This is a genomic window from Bacillus sp. NPDC094064, from assembly GCF_050279585.1.
Classification (GTDB): Bacteria; Bacillota; Bacilli; order Bacillales; family Bacillaceae_G; genus Bacillus_A.
Map to the genome: position 1 here is coordinate 486,517 of NZ_JBNNUI010000002.1, position 18,082 is coordinate 504,598.

Genomic DNA, 18,082 nt, shown 5'->3' on the forward strand with positions numbered 1-18,082 from the left:
AACTCTTTTTCATGTATGTTACAGTAAAGTGAGCAGGCAAAGAAAAGGAGAAAACATCATGAAAAAATTAAGTTTTGTTATGCTTTTTCTGTTAGTTGTAATGACTGGATGTAGTAATTATGACACGTATATTGAAACAGGTATGCAATCATTGAAAAATGAAAAATATAGTGATGCGGCAATGTGGTTTGAAAAAGCAGAGAAAGAGAAAGAGAAAGCAGGAAATGAAGCAAAATCATATAAAGAAGTTGCCGAGATAATGGATCACGGAGCAACAGCATTAAAAGATGGTAAGTATTTAGAAGCGAAAGACATTGCAAATGAAGTGTTACAAAAGAAAAAAGACGCTGCACTTGAAAATGCTGTGACATCAAATGCCGAGGATATGCTTCAAAAAGCAAAAGATGTGGAAGAGAAAGTAAATGAAAGAGTGGCAAAAAGGAAAAAGGTAGAAGAAGCAGGAATCGATAAACTTATTAAAGCTGTAGATAGTATAGATGACGTGAAAGAAAAAGAGAAAAAAGTTTCAGAAGCATTAGATAAGGCTGAAGAGGCGCAAGCCAAAATTGAGGAAAAGAAAAATAAATAGAGTTATAGTTTAAAAGGCTGTCGTGTATAACGACAGCCTTTTAAATTATATCAGAAGATACGAACATATCACTATTTTGAAGGTTTTTAGAACGCAAACTATAAGCAACTACCTTCTTTTTATGTTGTTTTACAACATCAACATGCTCTTCATGACTATAAATATAAAATGTAAAATCCTTTTTGCCATGTTTTGCATTGATAATTAAAGGAGTGCCCTCATTTAGCGGTGGTGCATAATAACGATCTAAATATAAACCTTCATTAAAATCATGAATAATTTGAGATTTCTTTTCGCCTTCTAAGCTCTTTCCATTGATTGTAACAGTCACATTCTCTTCCTCAAGTTGTGGATGTGTTTCGTACTTGCTAATAATGGATTCAATAACAGAGTTCGGAAGACTAGAAACGATAATTTTAAATGCTCCAAATACAACTAACATTACAATAAACCAAGTCGTCATAATATCATCCCCTTTATCCTATTTAATAATATAACTCATATAGTAATAGTACATATGGTGAAGTTTTGTATAATTTGTGAAAAATATTCCATTTTTACGGACGAAATATTAGAAAAATCAATTTTGTTACAAAAAATTGAAATCGAAGCATTTTAAAAGAAAAAGGTTTATAATAAAAATATAACTAATAACAACATTACTAATTACAAGGAAGTGTAACTATGAGTACTGTAGCAATCGTGTATGGTATTATTCTTTCCACAATTTTTGTTTTATTTTTCGTCGGGGTTTCACGTTATATTCATAAATGGAAAGAAGGCGTTGCGAAATTAAATCACATTGAAGAAGAACTAAGTGATTTAATGTTACATCATGGTAAGTAAACGTTTATTTTTTAACTAAACAATGTGAAGAATATCACAAAACATGCTCTCATTATGAAAGCATGTTTTTTGTTATGTAAACAAAAGGACGCTTATGAAAAAGCGCTCTTTTCTATTATGATACAGGATTTTCTAAAGAATCCATTGAATATAGATTAACAATAAGAAAGGAAGTTGAATAATGACTACAATATATTTCGTTCGCCATGCTCACTCTACATATACAAAAGACGAAAGGGAACGTCCCTTATCTGAAAAAGGGTACTTAGATACAGAGAATGTAACACGCTTATTAAAAGGTGAACATATTGATGTCGTGATTTCTAGTCCATATAAAAGGGCGATTCAAACTGTGCAAGGAATCGCGAATACATGTAATTTATCAATACAACTAGAAGAAGATTTGCGGGAAAGGTTATTAAGCGCAGAACCAGTACATAATTTTAACGATGCGATTCAGAAGGTGTGGGAAGATTGGAGTTTTGCACACGAAGGCGGAGAATCGAATGATGTAGCACAAAGGCGTGCTGTAATATGTATGCAAAATATATTAAAAAAATATGAAGGTAAGAATATTGTAATAGGAACTCATGGGAATATTATGGTATTACTTATGAATTATTTTGATTCGAAATATGATTTTCAGTTTTGGAAAACACTTCATATGCCCGATGTATTTAAGTTGACTTTTCATAATGAAAGTTTAATTTCTGCTGAAAGAATAGAACATACAGGTCATCAGATAAATATTTTGTAAAAGTTTATCAAAAAAGAAGGAAAGAGAGAAGTTATTGTAGAAATATGACTTTGTAACAAAAAATATTTGTTAAAGGAGGCTGTTTACATGTTTGAGAAAGAGAAAGAAGGGCTTATTGAGGTTCACAACGTATATGAAATTGTACCAGCAGATGGAACAATTATTGGTATGGCAACGGAAGAAGAAATGGAAATTGCTGCTGAACTTGAGTTACAGTACTATGCCCATTCTCGTTTATTAGAAGCAAATGTTCAGTTAGACGGTTCCTCCTATAAAGAGTTACTTCAAGAGTTCGAGGAGTACGAAAGAAAATCAATGAGCTTTTGGCGAGCAATACATAAACGTTTAGCTGTGCCATGGGCATGGGTACTACGTATTGATGTTGCGAATGGTCCTATATATGTAAGCAATGGGAATTCGTATTACGAAGAAATCAATGATGAAGAAGATTATGAATAGATAAGTAAGGAAGCAGCTTTAGTTGCTTCCTTTTTTTATTTGTAAGGAGAGGATAGCTTCGACGATAATATCTGGTCGGTCATTTTCTATTCCGTGACTGGCATGTTCGGCAAGTATATAATCGCTATGTATTGAGATGTTTAATTGTTCTTGAATAAGTTCTTGCCACATTGTTTCAAGTTGTGAGGCTTCTTCTTTTGGCATACCACTCTCAATCAATTGAGAAATGGAATAATGAGGATCTCTACCGATAATGATTAATGGTATTTCTAATGTTTTATATAACTCTTTTATTGAGCGGGCGCAATTTTTCCACTCCGATAGTTCAGAAGCTGTCGCTTTATATAATGAAGGAGAGATAGAAAATTCAATTAGCTGTCTTGATTGATCAACGAGCATAGACTTTAGTTCATTATACAGTGTGTCTACATTCATATTGGAGTACGTATTATATTTTTGAAGCCACATATCATCAGAATCAGTTTGATCAGAAATCGGTAGATGAAGTTCATCTAATCGGTGTAAGTTCATGGAAGTGGAATCAACTAAAATAAGTGCTTGCAGTCTATCATCATGTAGCATCGCAAAATGTTGTGCACATAACCCTCCATAGGAATGACCGATTAGAATGATGGGCTCATGAATAGCTAGTTTTTGTAGTAACATATGTAATTCTTTTGCTGCTTGTAACGTAGTACGTGAATGATTCCCTAGTTCACTTTTTCCATAACCGGGGCGATGGTATGAAACGACTGTAAAGTGTTTTGAAAGTTTTTCAATAATCGGAAGCCAATCATAGAATGAGCAAGTCATTCCGGTCTGAATGACTACAGTTTGTTTATGATTTCCTTTTATATATACTTCTATGTTTTGGCCCAATATCTCTACAAATTTATAAATAATAATTCCTCCTAAGCTTGAAATAATTTTTGACAAGCGAAAGCGATGCACCAAACACTTATACCAAACAGGACAGATGTACTAAGTGCAAATGAGTTTTTTAAGCCAATATAGACGATAAATAATAGTAGTGCTGATGCAGGAAATCCATATAATACGCCTAAAGCAAATTGACTCAATTCTTGTTTATTGCCACCTTCGAAAGAAATCCAAAATAGACTAAGCAAACTTACAAGAGGAAGGGCGGCAATAAAGCCTCCTATCGTACTATAATGTTTAGCGACTTCAGTAATAACACCAATAATAAGTGCCGAAACAATAACCTTAACGAGGAAATGCATATTGTGCCTCCTTCGCTAATAACGAAAAGGCTTTTTCGATTAATTGCTGTTCTTCTTTTGATAACTGTGATTCTAATATTTCTATCTTTTCTTTATCTAGTAAAGTATGCTTTTCTAATACTTCAATTCCTTCTTTTGTTAATGTAAGATTTACGACCCTTTCATCTTGTTTATTTCTTTCTTTAACGATGAAATCCTTTTGAATAAGGCGCTTTACGTGTTCAGAAGCTGTGTTATGAGAAAGACTAAGCTCAGTAGCGACTTTTCCAATTGTTATATCTTTCTCGCGGGAAACGATTTGTAAAATACGAATTGCTTGGTGTGAAAGATTGTCTTCATATTCATATCGTAAGTGATAATAAATGCTCTCCCAATGTTGATTCAAGTCTTTCATAATAATAAATCCTCCTATTTTTATATCGTATATTAAGATATATTCGCCAGATAAGAAATAAAATCCTTTTATTTGGATAAAAAATGTTGAAAAAGTTTATTTTTATTGAAATATAAGGTAATCTATGTGTAAAGGTATACATTTAGCAAGAGAGAGGATGATAGCTGTGAATACATTCAAATGGATGAGTCATGAACAGATGTATGTAGATGAAATACATGTTGAAAAATGTGGTCCTCTTTCAGTCGGCGTATACGGTGGAAATCAAGAGAGTGATGCATATGAAAGAGGAGATGCAGTGCTTGCTTGGTGGGATCCTGAATTACAATTTGAATTTGTTATGATTTTTGATACACATCATAAAACGAAAAATATCCATTATATAATAGAAGCGATTTCGGAAAGAAAAGAGAAACTAAAAGAGTTATTTTCATACCCGATACATTTAGCTTTTCATCATACACATATGTACTTATTAGCGTTATTTACAGATGAGTTATTTATTGAAAAATGTGATCAAGATGATGAGGAACTTGCCTGCTTAATTTGCTTGCGAAAAGGTGAATTTCTGTATTGGCTATCAGTGGGTGATTGTTTCGCATATTTATTCCATTCTGAGAAAACGAAGAATGGAAAAGGACGATTAAATAAACGAAAGAATTATGAATATATCGGTAGAAAAAATATCTTTGCAGCAAATACACCGTGCTTTACGTCAGGTGTAAGAGGATTAGAAAAAGGAATGAATCACATAGTAATGGCAACGGACGGTATTTTAGAGTGTGATAAACGAAGGTTTGATGATGATCAATCTTTAGTAGAAATATTACACGATGGAAGTTGCTTACAGATTGAGCCAGTATTAACAAATGTACTGCAGTGGAAAGGTAGAGATTGTGCTACGATTATTGGGTGGTCCATTGACACTGAAAATAAACAATGCGCGAATGAATAAATGAAAGAGAGTTCAAGGGATTTTGTCCTTGAACTCTTTTTTGTTAAGCAAAGATGAGAGAAAATATTTTTAAAGACGTTATATAGGGTGTAAAAGCTTTTACAAAAAAATAAGGGGAATCGCTACATGAAATCAAATGAGAAAAATTTTATAAAACGATTACAGCGACAAAAAGAAGATGCGCTAGAATTTGTTGTTGATACATACTTACCACTCATAAAAGGAATAACGCATAAAGTTCTTCTTCCTGTTCAAAATGATGGACTCATAGAGGAATGTGTAAACGATATATTTCTTTCCATATGGAATAACGCAAATAAATTTCATGGAGAGCAGAATGATTTTAAAAAATGGATTGCAGCGATTGCAAAGTTTAAGGCAATTGATTATTACCGAAAAGCGACTAAAAAAGTAGAAATTATATCAGATGAGTTTCATATCAGTACGGAAAAGTCAGCTGAAGATGAATTAATCGTTATGGAAGATAGGGAAGAGTTATTAAAGCTTATTAATCAATTAGAACCGTTAGATCAAAAAGTGTTCATTATGAAATACCTTCTCGGTATGAAGACAGAGGAAATAGGTGACAAGTTAGGATTAACTCGGGCAGCGATAGATAATCGAGTGTACCGTGGAAAAAAGAAACTACAACAAAATGCTACGAATATTAGTTTTGGAGGTAGTGCAATATGAAAGACATTTATGAGCTATTAAATGATATTGATATAGATGAAAAAGAACTAGAAGAAATTGAGGCTTCTGAAATTGAAAAAGAAAAAGTGAAGCGTAATGTAAAGCAATCGATACGTACGAAGAAAAAGATGAAAACTTGGAAGAAAGGTGTCGCTGCTGCATCTATTTTAGTCGGCGTATCGGTTGCCATGCTTGGCATCGGATTTCCTACATACGCTGGAGGACTACCAATAGTAGGGGACATATTCCGATTTTTAGATAATGGTAGAACAGGGGTATATGAAAATTATAAAGAGTTTTCGACTGAGTTGAATATGACGAGAGAGAGTAATGGGGTTAAGGTTACAATTAATGATGCTGTGTTCGATGGTAGAACAATTACAATTACATATTCTATTGAGAGTAATAAAGATTTAGGAGAGAAACCATTCATATTTGGAAGTCCGCAAGTTATGGGCTTTAATGGCGGGGCAGGTAGTTCGAATGTTACAAAGGTTGGAGAGAGGAAATATGTAGGCATGACTACTATGAGTGGTATTGAAAATGAAAGGCTAGATGTTGCAAATGTGAGATGGAACATGGAAGCAATTGAACTGGATTATGAAGGGAACTCAATAAAAGGAAATTGGGATTTTGAACTTAGTATAAAGGCGAAAGATGGTAAGGATGTGAAGGTTAAGGGTACTTCGGAAAAAGAAGGTATAAAAGTAAATATAGACAAAATGGAAGTTACCCCTATGTCGTTTATCATTTTTTACAATCAGGAAGAATCGAAGGCGTTAAGAAGTATATGGGATAGTGCGTATGTTGAACTGGAAATAAAAGATGATTTAGGAAATCGATATGCAGGTCAAGGAAATGGTGGAAGCAGTACAGTAGCAGAACCATATAAAAGTAGTTGGAGTGCTACATTCCAAAAATTAAACGAACATGCAACAAAGCTTATCGTTACGCCTCATGTTCATTTAAGAGTTCATACGCCAGAAAACTTTGGTGGAGTGGAGTTTATTGATGGAATCGAGAAGAAAATTGAAGTGCCGAATAAAGAAGCGAAAAAGAAAGGGATTATATTAGATGATATCGTGATTGATTTAAAGAAATAAAAGAGAGACTGCCTGAAATAAGTAGGCAGTCCTTTTTCATTAAGAACTGGTAACAAGTAACGCATGCGGATGCTGCGTTTTATATTCCTCTTTCCACGGAATGTTTAGTTGTTCCCACGATTCGCCGCTATCGTTGGATTGAAACAAGCCGTTGTTATTTAAAGTGTAAAATGTGTGTGGTTCTGCTGAATTTGTCGCAAACATCGAAATGACTGTACCAATTGCAGATGGTAGTCCTTGTTGTACTTGCTGGAAAGGAGTGTCTTTCGTTTTACGATATATATAAGATTCATAAGGAATACGGTGATGAGCGAGATCAGCACTTGGTGCGGCAGAAACGAGAATTGTATTACAATCAGCTGGATCGATAGCCATGCTGTATAAATAATGATGTTCAATTCCTTCACTACATGATATCCAACTACTGCCGTTATCGTAGCTTTCTAGATAAGCGCGATCAGGGCCACTCATAAATCCGTCACCACATGATGCATAAAGGCGATTTGGAGCTTCAGGGTGCATAAGTAATTGATGAGCGTCGATAGGAGCACCGAATTTTTTATCAATCCATGTATGCCCTCTATCATTACTTTGAATAACAGCACCAGCTTCGATTGAAACGTGTATTGTATTTGGATTGTTTGGATCCACTGTAATCCAGCGCACGTGATGAGTAAAAGGTCTAGGTGGAAAAGCCCACGTATAAGAAGATAATAATGATTTCATATTTTTAAGTTCAGTCCACGTTTCACCACCGTTTTCTGAACGGAATAAAGCGCTCGGTTCTGTGCCGACATAAACGACGCCATATCCGTTAACTTGTTCATTTGAGCTTATCGTTATGGAAGTGATAGAAGAGTGTAAAATACCATCCTCTTTAGGGAAATCAAAGTAACGATAAGAATCTCCAATTGGTCTCCATGAATCTCCGCTATCGTCACTTAACCAGAGACCTCGTCCAAATGTTCCGCAATATACACGATTTTGGTGGAACGGATCAACGGCGATACAGGTAGGTTGCATATTTTGTAAGTGATATGCTGTTTCATAGTTACCATATTGTTCTTTTACTACAACAAGTTCACGCTCCATACAGAGAAATAAACGTTTCATTTTAGTAGCCTCCTTAAAAATTCTTTCATTAGTAAACAATATGAAAATAAAAAAGAAGTAGTCTTGTTTTTATTTGAGAAAAAGGGATTATTTGAAAAATAGCGAAGTGAGTATACAGAGGAAGCGGGCATTTATGGGCAGTTAATGCGGGATAAAGATGGAGAGTTTGTTTCATACTAATGTACAGATATTGCATTTAAAGGAGCATTCGTATGGGACATTCACATGATCACGGTCATTCTAACAATAAAAAGGCGCTACTACTTGCGTTCTTATTAACAACAAGTTTTATGATTGCTGAAGTTATTGGGGGATTTGTAACAAATAGCTTAGCACTACTATCTGACGCGGGGCATATGTTAAGTGATGCGGTATCTTTAGCTTTAAGTTTACTTGCGTTTAAGCTTGGAGAAAAAACGGCAACTGCTGCAAAGACATATGGATATAAGCGAGTTGAGATGTTAGCGGCATTATGTAACGGTGTCGTTCTTATCGTCATTTCAGTATACATTTTTATTGAAGCCATTCGTCGTTTTAAAGAACCGGTTGAGATTGCTAGTAATGGGATGCTCATTATTGCTGTACTTGGTCTACTTATTAATATTTTATCAGCTTGGATATTAATGAGAGGCGGAGATGTGAAAGGTAATTTGAATTTAAGAAGTGCTTTCTTACACGTATTAGGGGATCTATTAGGATCAGTCGGAGCGATTATTGCAGCACTACTTATTAAATTTTTCGGATGGACTGCTGCAGATGCAATTGCTAGTATTCTCGTGTCTATTTTAGTCATTATTAGTGGATGGCGTGTAACACGTGATACGGTTCATATATTAATGGAAGGTGCACCGCAGCACATAAATGTTGAAGAAGTAAAAAAGACATTGTTAAGTATTACGATTGTAAAGGAAGTTCATGATTTACACATATGGTCTGTCACATCGGATTTTCAAGTATTAACTTGCCACTTGATTATTAAAGGTAATGAAACACAAAGTGTATTAAAAGAAGCTACGGATGTATTAAAGGAGAAGTTTCATGTAGAACATGTCACCATTCAAGTAGAAATTGATGGTGAATTTGCTCATAGTGAGACAACTTGCAAAGTATGAAAGAAAAAGGATACGAAAAAGTGTCATAACATTTTTCGCACGACATACATATATATAATGTGGCCACAAATACTTTGTAAGGTAAATATTTCATAAGATTACTTTACTTATTAAGAATCATCTTTTATAATCAAAAGTGGTAATTGATAAAGATTATCATTTTCAATGATCGTAGAAAGGAGTTTTTTAAAAGATGAGTAGTCAACTCCGTTTTGCTGTTGAAAATCGTAAGAGGTATTTAATTGATGAGTTAATTGGAGCAGGTGTGTTTAAAATTCGCGACCGACAATTATACGAGCTGTCTTTAGAGGAATTAGAAAAAGAGTATGAAGATATTGTAGATTACGCAGATATTCAGGCATAGCTATATAGATTAGTAAAAGGTGAGCTGGTTACGATTTTGTGTAACCAGCTCTATTATTATTTCATAGAAATTATTTTTTGTATTTCTTTCATGACAGATCCACTTTTGAGACATTATTTGTTCTATTCGCTTTTCATTTTACTTTTGAAGTGTTTGCTTTCCAATAATTGAGTGAAGACTAGCCATCGTCTCATAAATAATGGATACGTCTTCTAATTTAATTGGAGCAATTTTTTTGCCCAGGGACCATTTCCACTAGACCTCTAGAATTTATAATGCTTCTCTAACTGGTGATCTACTTACTCCAAGTGCTTCTGTCAATTCCCCATCATTCATTTTTTTATTAGGCTGTAATACACCTTCTATAATCCAAAGTTGTATAACTATCATTTGACATTTAGTGATACATAAAAGTGTGTTTATAGTAAGATTTCCGCATATTAATAAAATATGGGGGATAAAGGGGAGCATGCGAGATAGGTATCTGTGAATACAATTCCTAGAAGAGGTATGATGAAAAAATTTTTCAAAATGTGTATGGGGGGAGACGATGAAAAAAATGAGATGGGTGATTTTTTTGGTGGTGATCATGATGGGAAGTATTGCGGGTTGTTCAGAAAAACAGGAAGTGGAACAAGCATCAACAGAGTCAAAAAATAAAAATGAAGTGAGTAAATTAGTTGGAAATTGGCATAATGATGATTGGTATTTCACACTAAAGAAACAGAATGAAAATCTAGTGATGAGTCTAGAGGATGATGGGAAGTATTGGGATTTAACTTTAGAAGTACAAAATGTAAAAAAAGATAGAGTAGAAGCAATTGTAGTCAATTCGAGTTCACAATCACAAGAACGTTCCATTGGTTCAAAAGTAATATTCAAACTGAAAGGTGATGGTGATTTAGAAGAGATTATAGAGAGTCCTTCTGGTGTTCAACAAGTTATGGAATTCACAAAAACGGCGGAAAGTCGTTCTACATGGGCAGAGCAAAAGAAAAAAAGAGAAGCTACACGTGAAGAGCTTTCGGGGAAATGAGATAGAACTGATAGTGAATAAAAAAGAAAAACTTGTGCTTACGAAATAACAAGCGATCCTTCAGGTGAGATATTCGTCGTTTAAATAACTTGATTTTACAATGTGCAGGAGGTGGCAAATTGACATTATTGTTAAGATGTCTTTTCATGTGTACGCTTATTTTTACTTTTTTTATGCCTTGGTATAATGCGTTTGGAGCAAAAGATGTGAATGGATTTACAATTCCTATCTGGGAAGAAATTTCAATTTTCTTTTTTCTATACCTTACTCCTCTTTTTTCCGCAATTAGTATGTATAGAATGATTATAGGAAGAAACCCAGGGATTTTTTATTTATTATCTGGAATTCCAAATGTGTGTTTCTGGTTATTGTTACTTCTTACAGATAATTTATATGCGCCTTGGAAATATTCTTATATCGGTGGAAAAGTAGGTTTATTCGTTTCTATACTTGTCATCGTAACCTACTTCATTCCATTTTCAGTTTCGCAGGGGAGAAAAATAATCCATGGTAAGAAAAAAGATATGTAGGTATCCGCTTTAAATATTCATGCATGATTTTTGTGTAAATCATGAAATAGCGATAAATGAGTTGTATGGGATGAATATTGATAGGATTTTAAGAAATTGTGTTTGTATCATTTTGATAGAATCTATTCGCTTGAAAAAATTGGTAGAACATAGTTTTGATGTATGTGATTCGGGCATATAGAGGAGGAAGCGAATGAAACGTTATATAGGGATTTCACTTTTAACAATTGCGACAGTTTTTGGAATGGCAGCTTGTGGAAGTGAAGAAAAAGAGAAAGTCATGAAAGAAGTGAAGCAGGAAGAAACGAAAAAAACAGATGGAGTAAAAGAACAAAGTGAGAAAGTAAAAGAGCAGAGTGAAAAAGGAAAAGAAGTGAAAAAAAACGTTACATATGCAAAAGCTCCATTAGAAATTCAAAAACAAGAACAACTTTTATATGAAAATGAAAGTGGAGCGATTCGGTATTTAGGGTATGCAAAAGATAAAACAACAGGGTATACACTATTAGCATTACGATATGAAGGAGAAATCGCTCATTTAGATAGAGATAATATGGCAGTTACTGTTATTGCCGAAGATAGTACAAGTGATATATTTGTAGATAGCATGAAAATAGAAACGCGTATTACTGATGAAGGAGAAGTTCATTTATATAAAATGGGTAAGGATTTTAGTAGTAAAAAGCTTGTTCGTATGGATGCGGTATTCGAAAGAAAAGTAGATGGTGGTTATGAGGAAAAAGATAAAAAAACAATCCAATTAAAACCATCAAGTGGAACATTGGACATTCCAGGTGTTGAAGCAATCGATACGGCATCTTATAGTAGTCTATCCATGAAAAAAGAAGGAAAAGACATGGATGTGGAAGTGAAAGTAATTGAATTGTCGCCAGATTATAAAGAGATAAAAATTGCAGGTATTTTAGATTTGAAAAAAGATATACAAGACCACCCTGAAATTTCTTTCTATCAGCCTGTTACACGGTATGTAAGTTCAACAAAGGTAGGGATTAAATCTGAAACAAGTTCTTTATTTGCGGGAACAAAGATTCCATTTGAATCAACTATTAGTTTAAAAGAAACAGTAGGGAAAACAGATGGTGTCATTTATTTCTCTGTTGAAAGCGCACTGTATGCCTTTAATTTAGCAACAGGAAAAGAATTGGATGAAGTATCATTGACTGGATTCCCCGCGATAGAAACAAATCGGAGTAACAAATTACCTTCTACTTATGGATTTAAAGATGTGAGTGGAAAATCGCATTATGATGCCATGAAAGCAGTGGGTGCCGATTTCGATTTAGGAAGTGATACAACTAGATATGGAAATTATCAATATCCAATTGCGGATGATTTCAAAACTGTAACATTCAATATAGGAGCTGGAGAAGGACAAAGTGTTCATACAGGTGATTATATTGTTCGTGTATATGGGGACGATTATAAAGTAGATAAGGTAACGAAACAAATTGTAGGAACACCAATTATCGAAAAGAAAATCAGCAAAAATAGTCCGATGGAATCTGTTACAGTAGATGTAGAAGGAATAAAAGTTCTTACTATTCATTATGATACGAATGTAAAAACGCCCCAAGGAGAAAGGTCCTATATTCCAATGATTATTTCGGATATGCTCTTGAAGAAATAAAGTTCAATGGAAGATTACTATGTAACAAACTATGTAAATGAAAAAAGTGAAAAGTTGAAATTAATATTGTGAAATTTAAAGAAGCAAGATCCTAAAGAAGGGTTAATTCTTCATCTTTTTATGAAACAAAATCATAATTACAATGATAAAAAAATAATGAAAAGAAGAAATAAAAATATATATAGATAATAGTGGAGTACGCATCATGTTAATGATGTGTGTTTTTTTATGGGGAAACATAGCACTTCATAGTAAAAAGTTTTATGAAGACAAATATTAAAAAGGTTATTATCAGGAGATTTTTAATTGCTGCAAATAGCTTAATAAATAAAAATACAACATTTTTTTATTTTTTTCATTGCGAAAAGTAGCATCTACTTTTACAATAGAAAAGGTGTAAAAATATTATACTGAAAAAATAAATCGAAATAATATGAAAATTTTGTTTTGTCTTCGCTAATTGTATTCTACATACATATAAGCCGACATACATCATGTTATCGACTTGTAAGGAGAGAAAAAAATGAAAAGTGTAAGATTACCATCGATGCCAGAAATTATCATTCTTTTATTCCTATTTCTTGCTGTCGTCTTTTCCTTCCAAACGATTTTTGATCTCCCAATTCAATTAGCGCTTTTTATTTCATGGTTTTTAGTTATTGCGCTTGGATTAAGGTTAGGATTTCGTTATCAAGAATTGCAAGATGCAATTACAAAAGGGATTTCTAATGGATTAGAAGCAATTCTTATTTTAGTTGCAGTAGGGGCTTTAATTGGAACGTGGATTGCCGGTGGAGTTGTACCGACATTAATTTATTATGGATTAGAATTTATCCACCCAAGCATATTCTTACTGGCAACTTTAATTATTTGTTCTATTACTTCTATCGCGACAGGAACATCATGGGGAACAGTTGGAACAGCTGGTATAGCTATGATGGCGATTGGTGAAGGACTTGGATTACCACTTCCGCTTGTTGCTGGTGCAGTTCTTTCAGGAGCTTATTTCGGAGATAAATTATCACCACTTTCTGATAGCACAGTTCTTGCAGCTTCTATGGCGAAAGTAGATGTAATTGCTCACGTTCGAGCTATGCTCGTATTAGACGTTCCGGCTTATATTATTACCAGCATTATGTTTACTGTTGCTGGATGGATGTATGGCGGGGATAATGTAGATTTAAATAGAGTAGAGTTTTTAAAAGAATCTTTATTACAACACTTTGATATTAAAATATGGATGCTTGTTCCTGCTGTAATCGTTATTGTGCTATTGGCGATGAAAAAACCATCTATGCCAACAATCGCTATGGGAGCTTTAATTGGTGCAATTTGGGCAACTCTTTTCCAAGGAATGCACTTTGGAGAGGCAATTGGAACAGCATATAACGGATTCTCCATTCAATCTGGTGTTGAGTTTGTCGATAAGTTATTAAACCGTGGTGGAATTAACGGTATGCTTGGTTCAGTGGCCGTTATTATTTTCGGTTTAGGATTTGGTGGATTACTTGAAAAACTAGGTGTTCTAAAAGTAATCGTATCGAAATTTGAGAAGAAATTAAATTCGGCAGGTAATGTAACACTGTCTACATTAGTTGTTGCATTTTTAGCGAATATATTTGGCTGTGCGATGTACGTGTCACTTATTTTAACGCCGAAAATTATGGAAGATAGCTATGATAAATTAAAAATAGACCGTCGCGTATTAGCGCGTAACTCAGAAGTAGGTGGAACGTTAACTTCTGGTATGGTTCCATGGTCGGATAATGGTATTTTTATGGCTGGTATTTTAGGAGTGGCAACACTCTCATATGTTCCGTTTATGTGGCTAAGCTTTGTATCACTAATTTTAGCAGTTATTTACGGATATACAGGTAAGTTTATTTGGTATGCAGATGACGCAGATAAAGGAAAACAAGCGTCATAAATAAAAAATCACCTTTTACGTAATGTGGAAGGTGATTTTTTTTGTTTATTCGAGCGGGGATGGATAACCAGCTTATTAATATTTCGTTTTGATTCCGACACATTGCATGTTAAGGGGGGGATTGAAAATAAATATCAAATATTTATATATACGAGTGAGAATTCTTATCATTTGAGAAAAAGTCTGTTAATATAAAAGATGTAGGTATTATATTTTCAAGGGGATGAAAAAATGGAGTACAGAATTGAAAGAGATACATTAGGAGAAATAAAAGTTCCAGCTGATAAATTATGGGCAGCTCAGACGCAGCGTAGTAAAGAAAACTTTCCAATTGGAACAGAGCAAATGCCGCTTGAAATTGTAAAAGCATTTGCAATTTTAAAGAAGAGTGCCGCGCTTAGCAATCAAAAGTTAGGGAAATTATCAGAAGAAAAAGCAGAAGCAATTGTGAAAGCTGCTGATGAAGTCATTGCAGGGAAGTGGAATGAACATTTTCCACTTGTCGTATGGCAAACAGGTAGTGGTACACAATCGAATATGAATGTGAATGAAGTAATTGCAAATCGCGGGAATCAAATTTTAAATGAAAAAGGATCTGAAGTACATATTCATCCGAATGATGATGTGAATATGTCTCAAAGCTCAAATGATACATTTCCAACGGCGCTTCATGTAGCGTGTGTAATTGCAGTAGAAAATCACGTATTACCAGCAATTACGAAGTTAAAAGAAACTTTAGCAGAAAAAGTAACTGCATTTGAACACATTATTAAAATTGGTCGTACACATTTACAAGATGCAACACCGTTAACGTTAGGGCAAGAAATTAGCGGATGGCATCGTATGCTTGAAAAAACAGAGCGTATGATTGCAGAGAGCAATACGTATATGAAAGAGCTAGCAATTGGTGGTACTGCGGTTGGTACAGGTATTAATGCGCATCCTAAATTTGGTGAGATGGTATCAGAGGAAATTAGCCAATTTACAGGTAAACAATTTGTTTCTGCACCAAATAAGTTCCATGCATTAACGAGTCATGATGAAGTTGTATATACTCATGGTGCATTAAAAGCATTAGCTGCGGATCTAATGAAGATAGCTAACGATGTGCGCTGGCTTGCAAGTGGTCCACGTAGTGGTCTTGGGGAAATTATTATTCCTGCTAATGAGCCAGGAAGTTCTATTATGCCAGGTAAAGTAAATCCAACGCAAAGTGAAGCGTTAACAATGGTTGTAGCGCAAGTGATGGGGAATGACGCGACTATTGGATTTGCTGCGAGCCAAGGTAATTTTGAATTAAACGTATTTAAACCAGTTATCGCTTACAACTTCTTACAATCAGCACACTTATTAGCGGATGCCATTGTTTCGTTTAATGACAATTGCGCAGTTGGTATTGAAGCAGATGAAGAAGTGATTAATGAAAATGTGAATCGTTCATTAATGCTTGTAACAGCGCTAAACCCGCATATTGGATATGAAAATGCAGCGAAAATTGCGAAGCATGCTCATAAAGAAGGATTGACGTTAAAAGAAGCAGCATTGCATTCTGGATTACTAACAGAAGAGCAATTTGATGAAATTGTAGATCCGAAGAAAATGATCGCACCGAAAGAATAATAGAAGAAGCCAAGGTTCGTAGCTTAGAATCTTGGCTTTTCTATATTCAAGTGTAATTCCTTGTGGGAAAAAATTATATTTAAAGGGTTTTGTATGAATTAGTGGAGTGTTCATTTTGGAAGAATAGTGAAATGGATGTTTTTTCACTTTAAATTTCAAGTTAGTTACCTCGGTATACGTGTTTTGTAAATAAAATAAATCACGATATTGTAATGAAACGTAAAAATATGCAGTATTGCATATTTTTACGTTTCATTATTCGTGTAAACTTTTTTGATGAGATAAATATAAAAAAGTTTTTCAATAGTGGAGTGACATAAAGTGACGGGTATGAAAAGAGTGAAAATAGTATTCATAATTCATTGTATAATGATTAATAGTGGTTGTTCAAAAGAATTCGTTGAGGATAGAAATCGAAAACATGTATTTGTTCAAGCGAGTAAAGTTTTAGTAGAAGTTGTAAATAAAATATATAAAAGATAAAAAGGTGTTTTCTTATATGAAAACACCTTTTTATAGTTGGAATTGAATGCCGTATTTTATTTTTTTAAATTTGTATATGTTTTATGTGCAAGTTGTTTAACAGTAAACAGAGTGTCTTGAAGAATAGTCACGTTCTAGTTCACATCCTATAATCATTAGTTTATTAAATACATTCGCTTTTTATTGTTTTAAATCCTTTATAAAGATTATTAATAGATTTTTTTATAAAAGTTTATAAAATAGGCAAACGAAACGTTGAAATGTTTGTTTTTGGTATGTTAAGATGATGAAGAGATAATAAACGATATTATGAAATGTTTGTTTGAAAACAAACGTTTTGAAGGAGTGTTTAGTATGAGTGATATTTCAGAGAAGTTTTGGGAGGCATCGGTTGAGGAATTGAAGAAAGGATATGTGTTTGATGCAGCGGCAGAAGAATATATTTGTTTAGCTTGCGGAGAAACGTTTATAAAAGGGGTTATTTATCAAGATAATCAAGTTTTGTATGAAGCAGAGAAGTTTGCCCAATTGCATATTCAAAATGAGCATACGTCTATGTTTGATTATTTATTAAATATGGATAAGAAATTTACTGGTTTAACGGATTTGCAAAAGAAAATGGTTCAGTTTTTCCATATGGGATTGAATGATAAAGAGATTGTAAAAGAGATGGATGGCGGAAGCACATCAACAATTCGCAATCATCGATTTACACTGCGAGAGAAAATGAAGCAAGCGAAAGTATTTTTAGCATTAATGGAATTATCAGAAGAAAAATCAAAAGTGCAAACGAAATTTGTACCAATTCATAGAACAGCGACGATGGTGGATGATCGCTACAATATTACGGAAGAAGAAAATGATGAAGTATTAAAAGCGCATTTTATAGATGGATTAGATGGGCCGCTTTCTAAATTTCCGAAGAAGCAAAAGCGTAAATTAATTATACTGCGTCACTTAGTGAAAAAGTTTGATAGTAATCAAAAGTATGCCGAAAAAGAAGTAAATACAATTTTGAAAAATATATACCCAGATTTCGTAACTTTAAGAAGATATTTAATCGAATATGGTTTTTTAGATAGAACAGCTGATGGAAGCCAATACTGGGTAAAGTTATAATAATGCACAAAAGAAAATGAATAGAAGCACATCATTATAACAACTATACAAAGAGATAGAGTTTGAAAATAGATTTTGAATAAAAGGAGAAAT

21 protein-coding genes and 1 pseudogene are annotated in these 18,082 nt (G+C 33.8%); 16 read left to right on the forward strand and 6 right to left on the reverse strand.

Features of this window, described 5'->3' with window-relative positions; all coding sequences use genetic code 11:
* Window positions 1–58: 58 nt before the first annotated feature.
* Entirely contained in the window at window positions 59–589 is a 531-nt protein-coding gene (locus tag ACQKNI_RS07150; RefSeq protein ID WP_141552191.1) for a DUF4398 domain-containing protein, read from the forward strand.
* A gap of 40 nt (window positions 590–629) precedes the next feature.
* On the opposite strand, the gene ACQKNI_RS07155 is transcribed toward ACQKNI_RS07150, so the two are convergent.
* Window positions 630–1,052 (reverse strand): YfmQ family protein, encoded by a 423-nt coding sequence (locus tag ACQKNI_RS07155; protein ID WP_098357241.1) that lies wholly within the window; start codon window positions 1,050–1,052, stop codon window positions 630–632.
* A gap of 39 nt (window positions 1,053–1,091) precedes the next feature.
* Between ACQKNI_RS07155 and ACQKNI_RS07160 the strand changes: the two genes are divergently transcribed.
* From ACQKNI_RS07160 to ACQKNI_RS07175, 4 genes are all read left to right on the forward strand, one after another.
* Entirely contained in the window at window positions 1,092–1,208 is a 117-nt protein-coding gene (locus ACQKNI_RS07160) for a multidrug transporter MatE (RefSeq protein WP_098357242.1), read from the forward strand.
* A 65-nt stretch (window positions 1,209–1,273) separates the two neighbouring features.
* Window positions 1,274–1,435, forward strand: a complete 162-nt coding sequence (locus tag ACQKNI_RS07165; RefSeq protein WP_002171285.1) for a hypothetical protein — start codon at window positions 1,274–1,276, stop codon at window positions 1,433–1,435.
* 181 nt (window positions 1,436–1,616) lie between these two features.
* Window positions 1,617–2,192 carry a histidine phosphatase family protein gene (locus ACQKNI_RS07170; RefSeq protein WP_088231155.1) on the forward strand — a complete coding sequence of 192 codons (576 nt, stop codon included), beginning with the start codon at window positions 1,617–1,619 and terminating at the stop codon, window positions 2,190–2,192.
* 87 nt (window positions 2,193–2,279) lie between these two features.
* Window positions 2,280–2,651 carry a hypothetical protein gene (locus ACQKNI_RS07175; protein WP_088231156.1) on the forward strand — a complete coding sequence of 124 codons (372 nt, stop codon included), beginning with the start codon at window positions 2,280–2,282 and terminating at the stop codon, window positions 2,649–2,651.
* Window positions 2,652–2,669: 18 nt separating this feature from the next.
* Here ACQKNI_RS07175 and ACQKNI_RS07180 read toward each other — a convergent pair whose 3' ends face one another.
* The 3 genes from ACQKNI_RS07180 to ACQKNI_RS07190 are packed head-to-tail and all read right to left on the reverse strand — an operon-like array spanning window position 2,670 to window position 4,286.
* Window positions 2,670–3,602, reverse strand: coding sequence for an alpha/beta fold hydrolase (locus ACQKNI_RS07180; RefSeq protein ID WP_141552192.1), 933 nt, complete (start codon window positions 3,600–3,602; stop codon window positions 2,670–2,672).
* Window positions 3,563–3,892 (reverse strand): DUF3147 family protein, encoded by a 330-nt coding sequence (locus ACQKNI_RS07185; RefSeq protein WP_098252659.1) that lies wholly within the window; start codon window positions 3,890–3,892, stop codon window positions 3,563–3,565. Before ACQKNI_RS07185 ends, ACQKNI_RS07180 begins: the two co-directional genes overlap by 40 nt.
* Entirely contained in the window at window positions 3,876–4,286 is a 411-nt protein-coding gene (locus tag ACQKNI_RS07190) for a MarR family winged helix-turn-helix transcriptional regulator (RefSeq protein WP_088231158.1), read from the reverse strand. Before ACQKNI_RS07190 ends, ACQKNI_RS07185 begins: the two co-directional genes overlap by 17 nt.
* 124 nt (window positions 4,287–4,410) lie before the next feature.
* On the opposite strand from ACQKNI_RS07190, the gene ACQKNI_RS07195 reads away from it, so the two are divergent.
* From ACQKNI_RS07195 to ACQKNI_RS07205, 3 genes are all read left to right on the forward strand, one after another.
* On the forward strand, window positions 4,411–5,241 hold the full coding sequence (locus ACQKNI_RS07195; protein ID WP_088231159.1) for a protein phosphatase 2C domain-containing protein: 831 nt from the start codon (window positions 4,411–4,413) through the stop codon (window positions 5,239–5,241).
* Between the two features lie 126 nt (window positions 5,242–5,367).
* A complete protein-coding gene (locus ACQKNI_RS07200) occupies window positions 5,368–5,934 on the forward strand; it encodes a sigma-70 family RNA polymerase sigma factor (protein WP_088231160.1) in 567 nt (188 codons plus the stop codon).
* Window positions 5,931–7,037 (forward strand): DUF4179 domain-containing protein, encoded by a 1,107-nt coding sequence (locus ACQKNI_RS07205; protein WP_088231161.1) that lies wholly within the window; start codon window positions 5,931–5,933, stop codon window positions 7,035–7,037. The genes ACQKNI_RS07200 and ACQKNI_RS07205 overlap by 4 nt, the downstream gene beginning before the upstream one ends.
* 39 nt (window positions 7,038–7,076) lie before the next feature.
* Here the strand turns inward: ACQKNI_RS07205 and ACQKNI_RS07210 are convergent, their stop codons facing one another.
* A complete protein-coding gene (locus ACQKNI_RS07210) occupies window positions 7,077–8,150 on the reverse strand; it encodes a WD40/YVTN/BNR-like repeat-containing protein (RefSeq protein WP_088231162.1) in 1,074 nt (357 codons plus the stop codon).
* Between the two features lie 212 nt (window positions 8,151–8,362).
* Between ACQKNI_RS07210 and ACQKNI_RS07215 the strand changes: the two genes are divergently transcribed.
* Together ACQKNI_RS07215 and fbpA are read left to right on the forward strand one after the other, a co-directional pair.
* On the forward strand, window positions 8,363–9,262 hold the full coding sequence (locus tag ACQKNI_RS07215; protein ID WP_098357244.1) for a cation diffusion facilitator family transporter: 900 nt from the start codon (window positions 8,363–8,365) through the stop codon (window positions 9,260–9,262).
* Between the two features lie 193 nt (window positions 9,263–9,455).
* Window positions 9,456–9,626: a Fur-regulated basic protein FbpA gene (gene fbpA, locus ACQKNI_RS07220; RefSeq protein ID WP_088231164.1), complete on the forward strand. Its 171-nt coding sequence runs from the start codon at window positions 9,456–9,458 to the stop codon at window positions 9,624–9,626.
* A 144-nt stretch (window positions 9,627–9,770) separates the two neighbouring features.
* Here fbpA and ACQKNI_RS07225 read toward each other — a convergent pair.
* Window positions 9,771–10,007: pseudogene (locus ACQKNI_RS07225) on the reverse strand (GntR family transcriptional regulator); the annotation flags it as partial.
* A 169-nt stretch (window positions 10,008–10,176) separates the two neighbouring features.
* On the opposite strand from ACQKNI_RS07225, the gene ACQKNI_RS07230 reads away from it, so the two are divergent.
* The 6 genes from ACQKNI_RS07230 to ACQKNI_RS07255 all read left to right on the forward strand — a co-directional run bounded on the left by ACQKNI_RS07230 (window position 10,177) and on the right by ACQKNI_RS07255 (window position 17,989).
* Complete coding sequence (locus tag ACQKNI_RS07230) at window positions 10,177–10,662, forward strand: hypothetical protein (RefSeq protein ID WP_088231165.1); 486 nt, start codon at window positions 10,177–10,179, stop codon at window positions 10,660–10,662.
* Between the two features lie 119 nt (window positions 10,663–10,781).
* Window positions 10,782–11,192 carry a hypothetical protein gene (locus ACQKNI_RS07235; protein WP_088231166.1) on the forward strand — a complete coding sequence of 137 codons (411 nt, stop codon included), beginning with the start codon at window positions 10,782–10,784 and terminating at the stop codon, window positions 11,190–11,192.
* A 193-nt stretch (window positions 11,193–11,385) separates the two neighbouring features.
* Window positions 11,386–12,840: a hypothetical protein gene (locus ACQKNI_RS07240; protein ID WP_427282290.1), complete on the forward strand. Its 1,455-nt coding sequence runs from the start codon at window positions 11,386–11,388 to the stop codon at window positions 12,838–12,840.
* Between the two features lie 523 nt (window positions 12,841–13,363).
* Complete coding sequence (gene nhaC / locus ACQKNI_RS07245; RefSeq protein WP_088231168.1) at window positions 13,364–14,767, forward strand: Na+/H+ antiporter NhaC; 1,404 nt, start codon at window positions 13,364–13,366, stop codon at window positions 14,765–14,767.
* A 231-nt stretch (window positions 14,768–14,998) separates the two neighbouring features.
* The gene (fumC, locus tag ACQKNI_RS07250) at window positions 14,999–16,387 is read left to right on the forward strand and encodes a class II fumarate hydratase (RefSeq protein WP_088231169.1); all 1,389 of its coding nucleotides are present in this window, start codon (window positions 14,999–15,001) and stop codon (window positions 16,385–16,387) included.
* An 837-nt stretch (window positions 16,388–17,224) separates the two neighbouring features.
* Window positions 17,225–17,989, forward strand: coding sequence for a DUF2087 domain-containing protein (locus ACQKNI_RS07255; RefSeq protein WP_088231170.1), 765 nt, complete (start codon window positions 17,225–17,227; stop codon window positions 17,987–17,989).
* The last annotated feature ends 93 nt before the right edge of the window (window positions 17,990–18,082 follow it).

Coding starts and splice junctions, on each gene's coding strand:
- ACQKNI_RS07170 (WP_088231155.1), top strand. CDS start 1,617: ATGACTACAATATATTTCGTTCGCCATGCTCACTCTACATATACAAAA.
- ACQKNI_RS07195 (WP_088231159.1), top strand. CDS start 4,411: ATGTGTAAAGGTATACATTTAGCAAGAGAGAGGATGATAGCTGTGAAT.
- ACQKNI_RS07200 (WP_088231160.1), top strand. CDS start 5,368: ATGAAATCAAATGAGAAAAATTTTATAAAACGATTACAGCGACAAAAA.
- ACQKNI_RS07215 (WP_098357244.1), top strand. CDS start 8,363: ATGGGACATTCACATGATCACGGTCATTCTAACAATAAAAAGGCGCTA.
- ACQKNI_RS07165 (WP_002171285.1), top strand. CDS start 1,274: ATGAGTACTGTAGCAATCGTGTATGGTATTATTCTTTCCACAATTTTT.
- ACQKNI_RS07230 (WP_088231165.1), top strand. CDS start 10,177: ATGAAAAAAATGAGATGGGTGATTTTTTTGGTGGTGATCATGATGGGA.
- ACQKNI_RS07255 (WP_088231170.1), top strand. CDS start 17,225: ATGAGTGATATTTCAGAGAAGTTTTGGGAGGCATCGGTTGAGGAATTG.
- fumC (WP_088231169.1), top strand. CDS start 14,999: ATGGAGTACAGAATTGAAAGAGATACATTAGGAGAAATAAAAGTTCCA.
- ACQKNI_RS07205 (WP_088231161.1), top strand. CDS start 5,931: ATGAAAGACATTTATGAGCTATTAAATGATATTGATATAGATGAAAAA.
- ACQKNI_RS07150 (WP_141552191.1), top strand. CDS start 59: ATGAAAAAATTAAGTTTTGTTATGCTTTTTCTGTTAGTTGTAATGACT.
- ACQKNI_RS07175 (WP_088231156.1), top strand. CDS start 2,280: ATGTTTGAGAAAGAGAAAGAAGGGCTTATTGAGGTTCACAACGTATAT.
- ACQKNI_RS07190 (WP_088231158.1), bottom strand. CDS start 4,286: ATGAAAGACTTGAATCAACATTGGGAGAGCATTTATTATCACTTACGA.
- ACQKNI_RS07240 (WP_427282290.1), top strand. CDS start 11,386: ATGAAACGTTATATAGGGATTTCACTTTTAACAATTGCGACAGTTTTT.
- ACQKNI_RS07210 (WP_088231162.1), bottom strand. CDS start 8,150: ATGAAACGTTTATTTCTCTGTATGGAGCGTGAACTTGTTGTAGTAAAA.
- ACQKNI_RS07155 (WP_098357241.1), bottom strand. CDS start 1,052: ATGACGACTTGGTTTATTGTAATGTTAGTTGTATTTGGAGCATTTAAA.
- fbpA (WP_088231164.1), top strand. CDS start 9,456: ATGAGTAGTCAACTCCGTTTTGCTGTTGAAAATCGTAAGAGGTATTTA.
- ACQKNI_RS07185 (WP_098252659.1), bottom strand. CDS start 3,892: ATGCATTTCCTCGTTAAGGTTATTGTTTCGGCACTTATTATTGGTGTT.
- nhaC (WP_088231168.1), top strand. CDS start 13,364: ATGAAAAGTGTAAGATTACCATCGATGCCAGAAATTATCATTCTTTTA.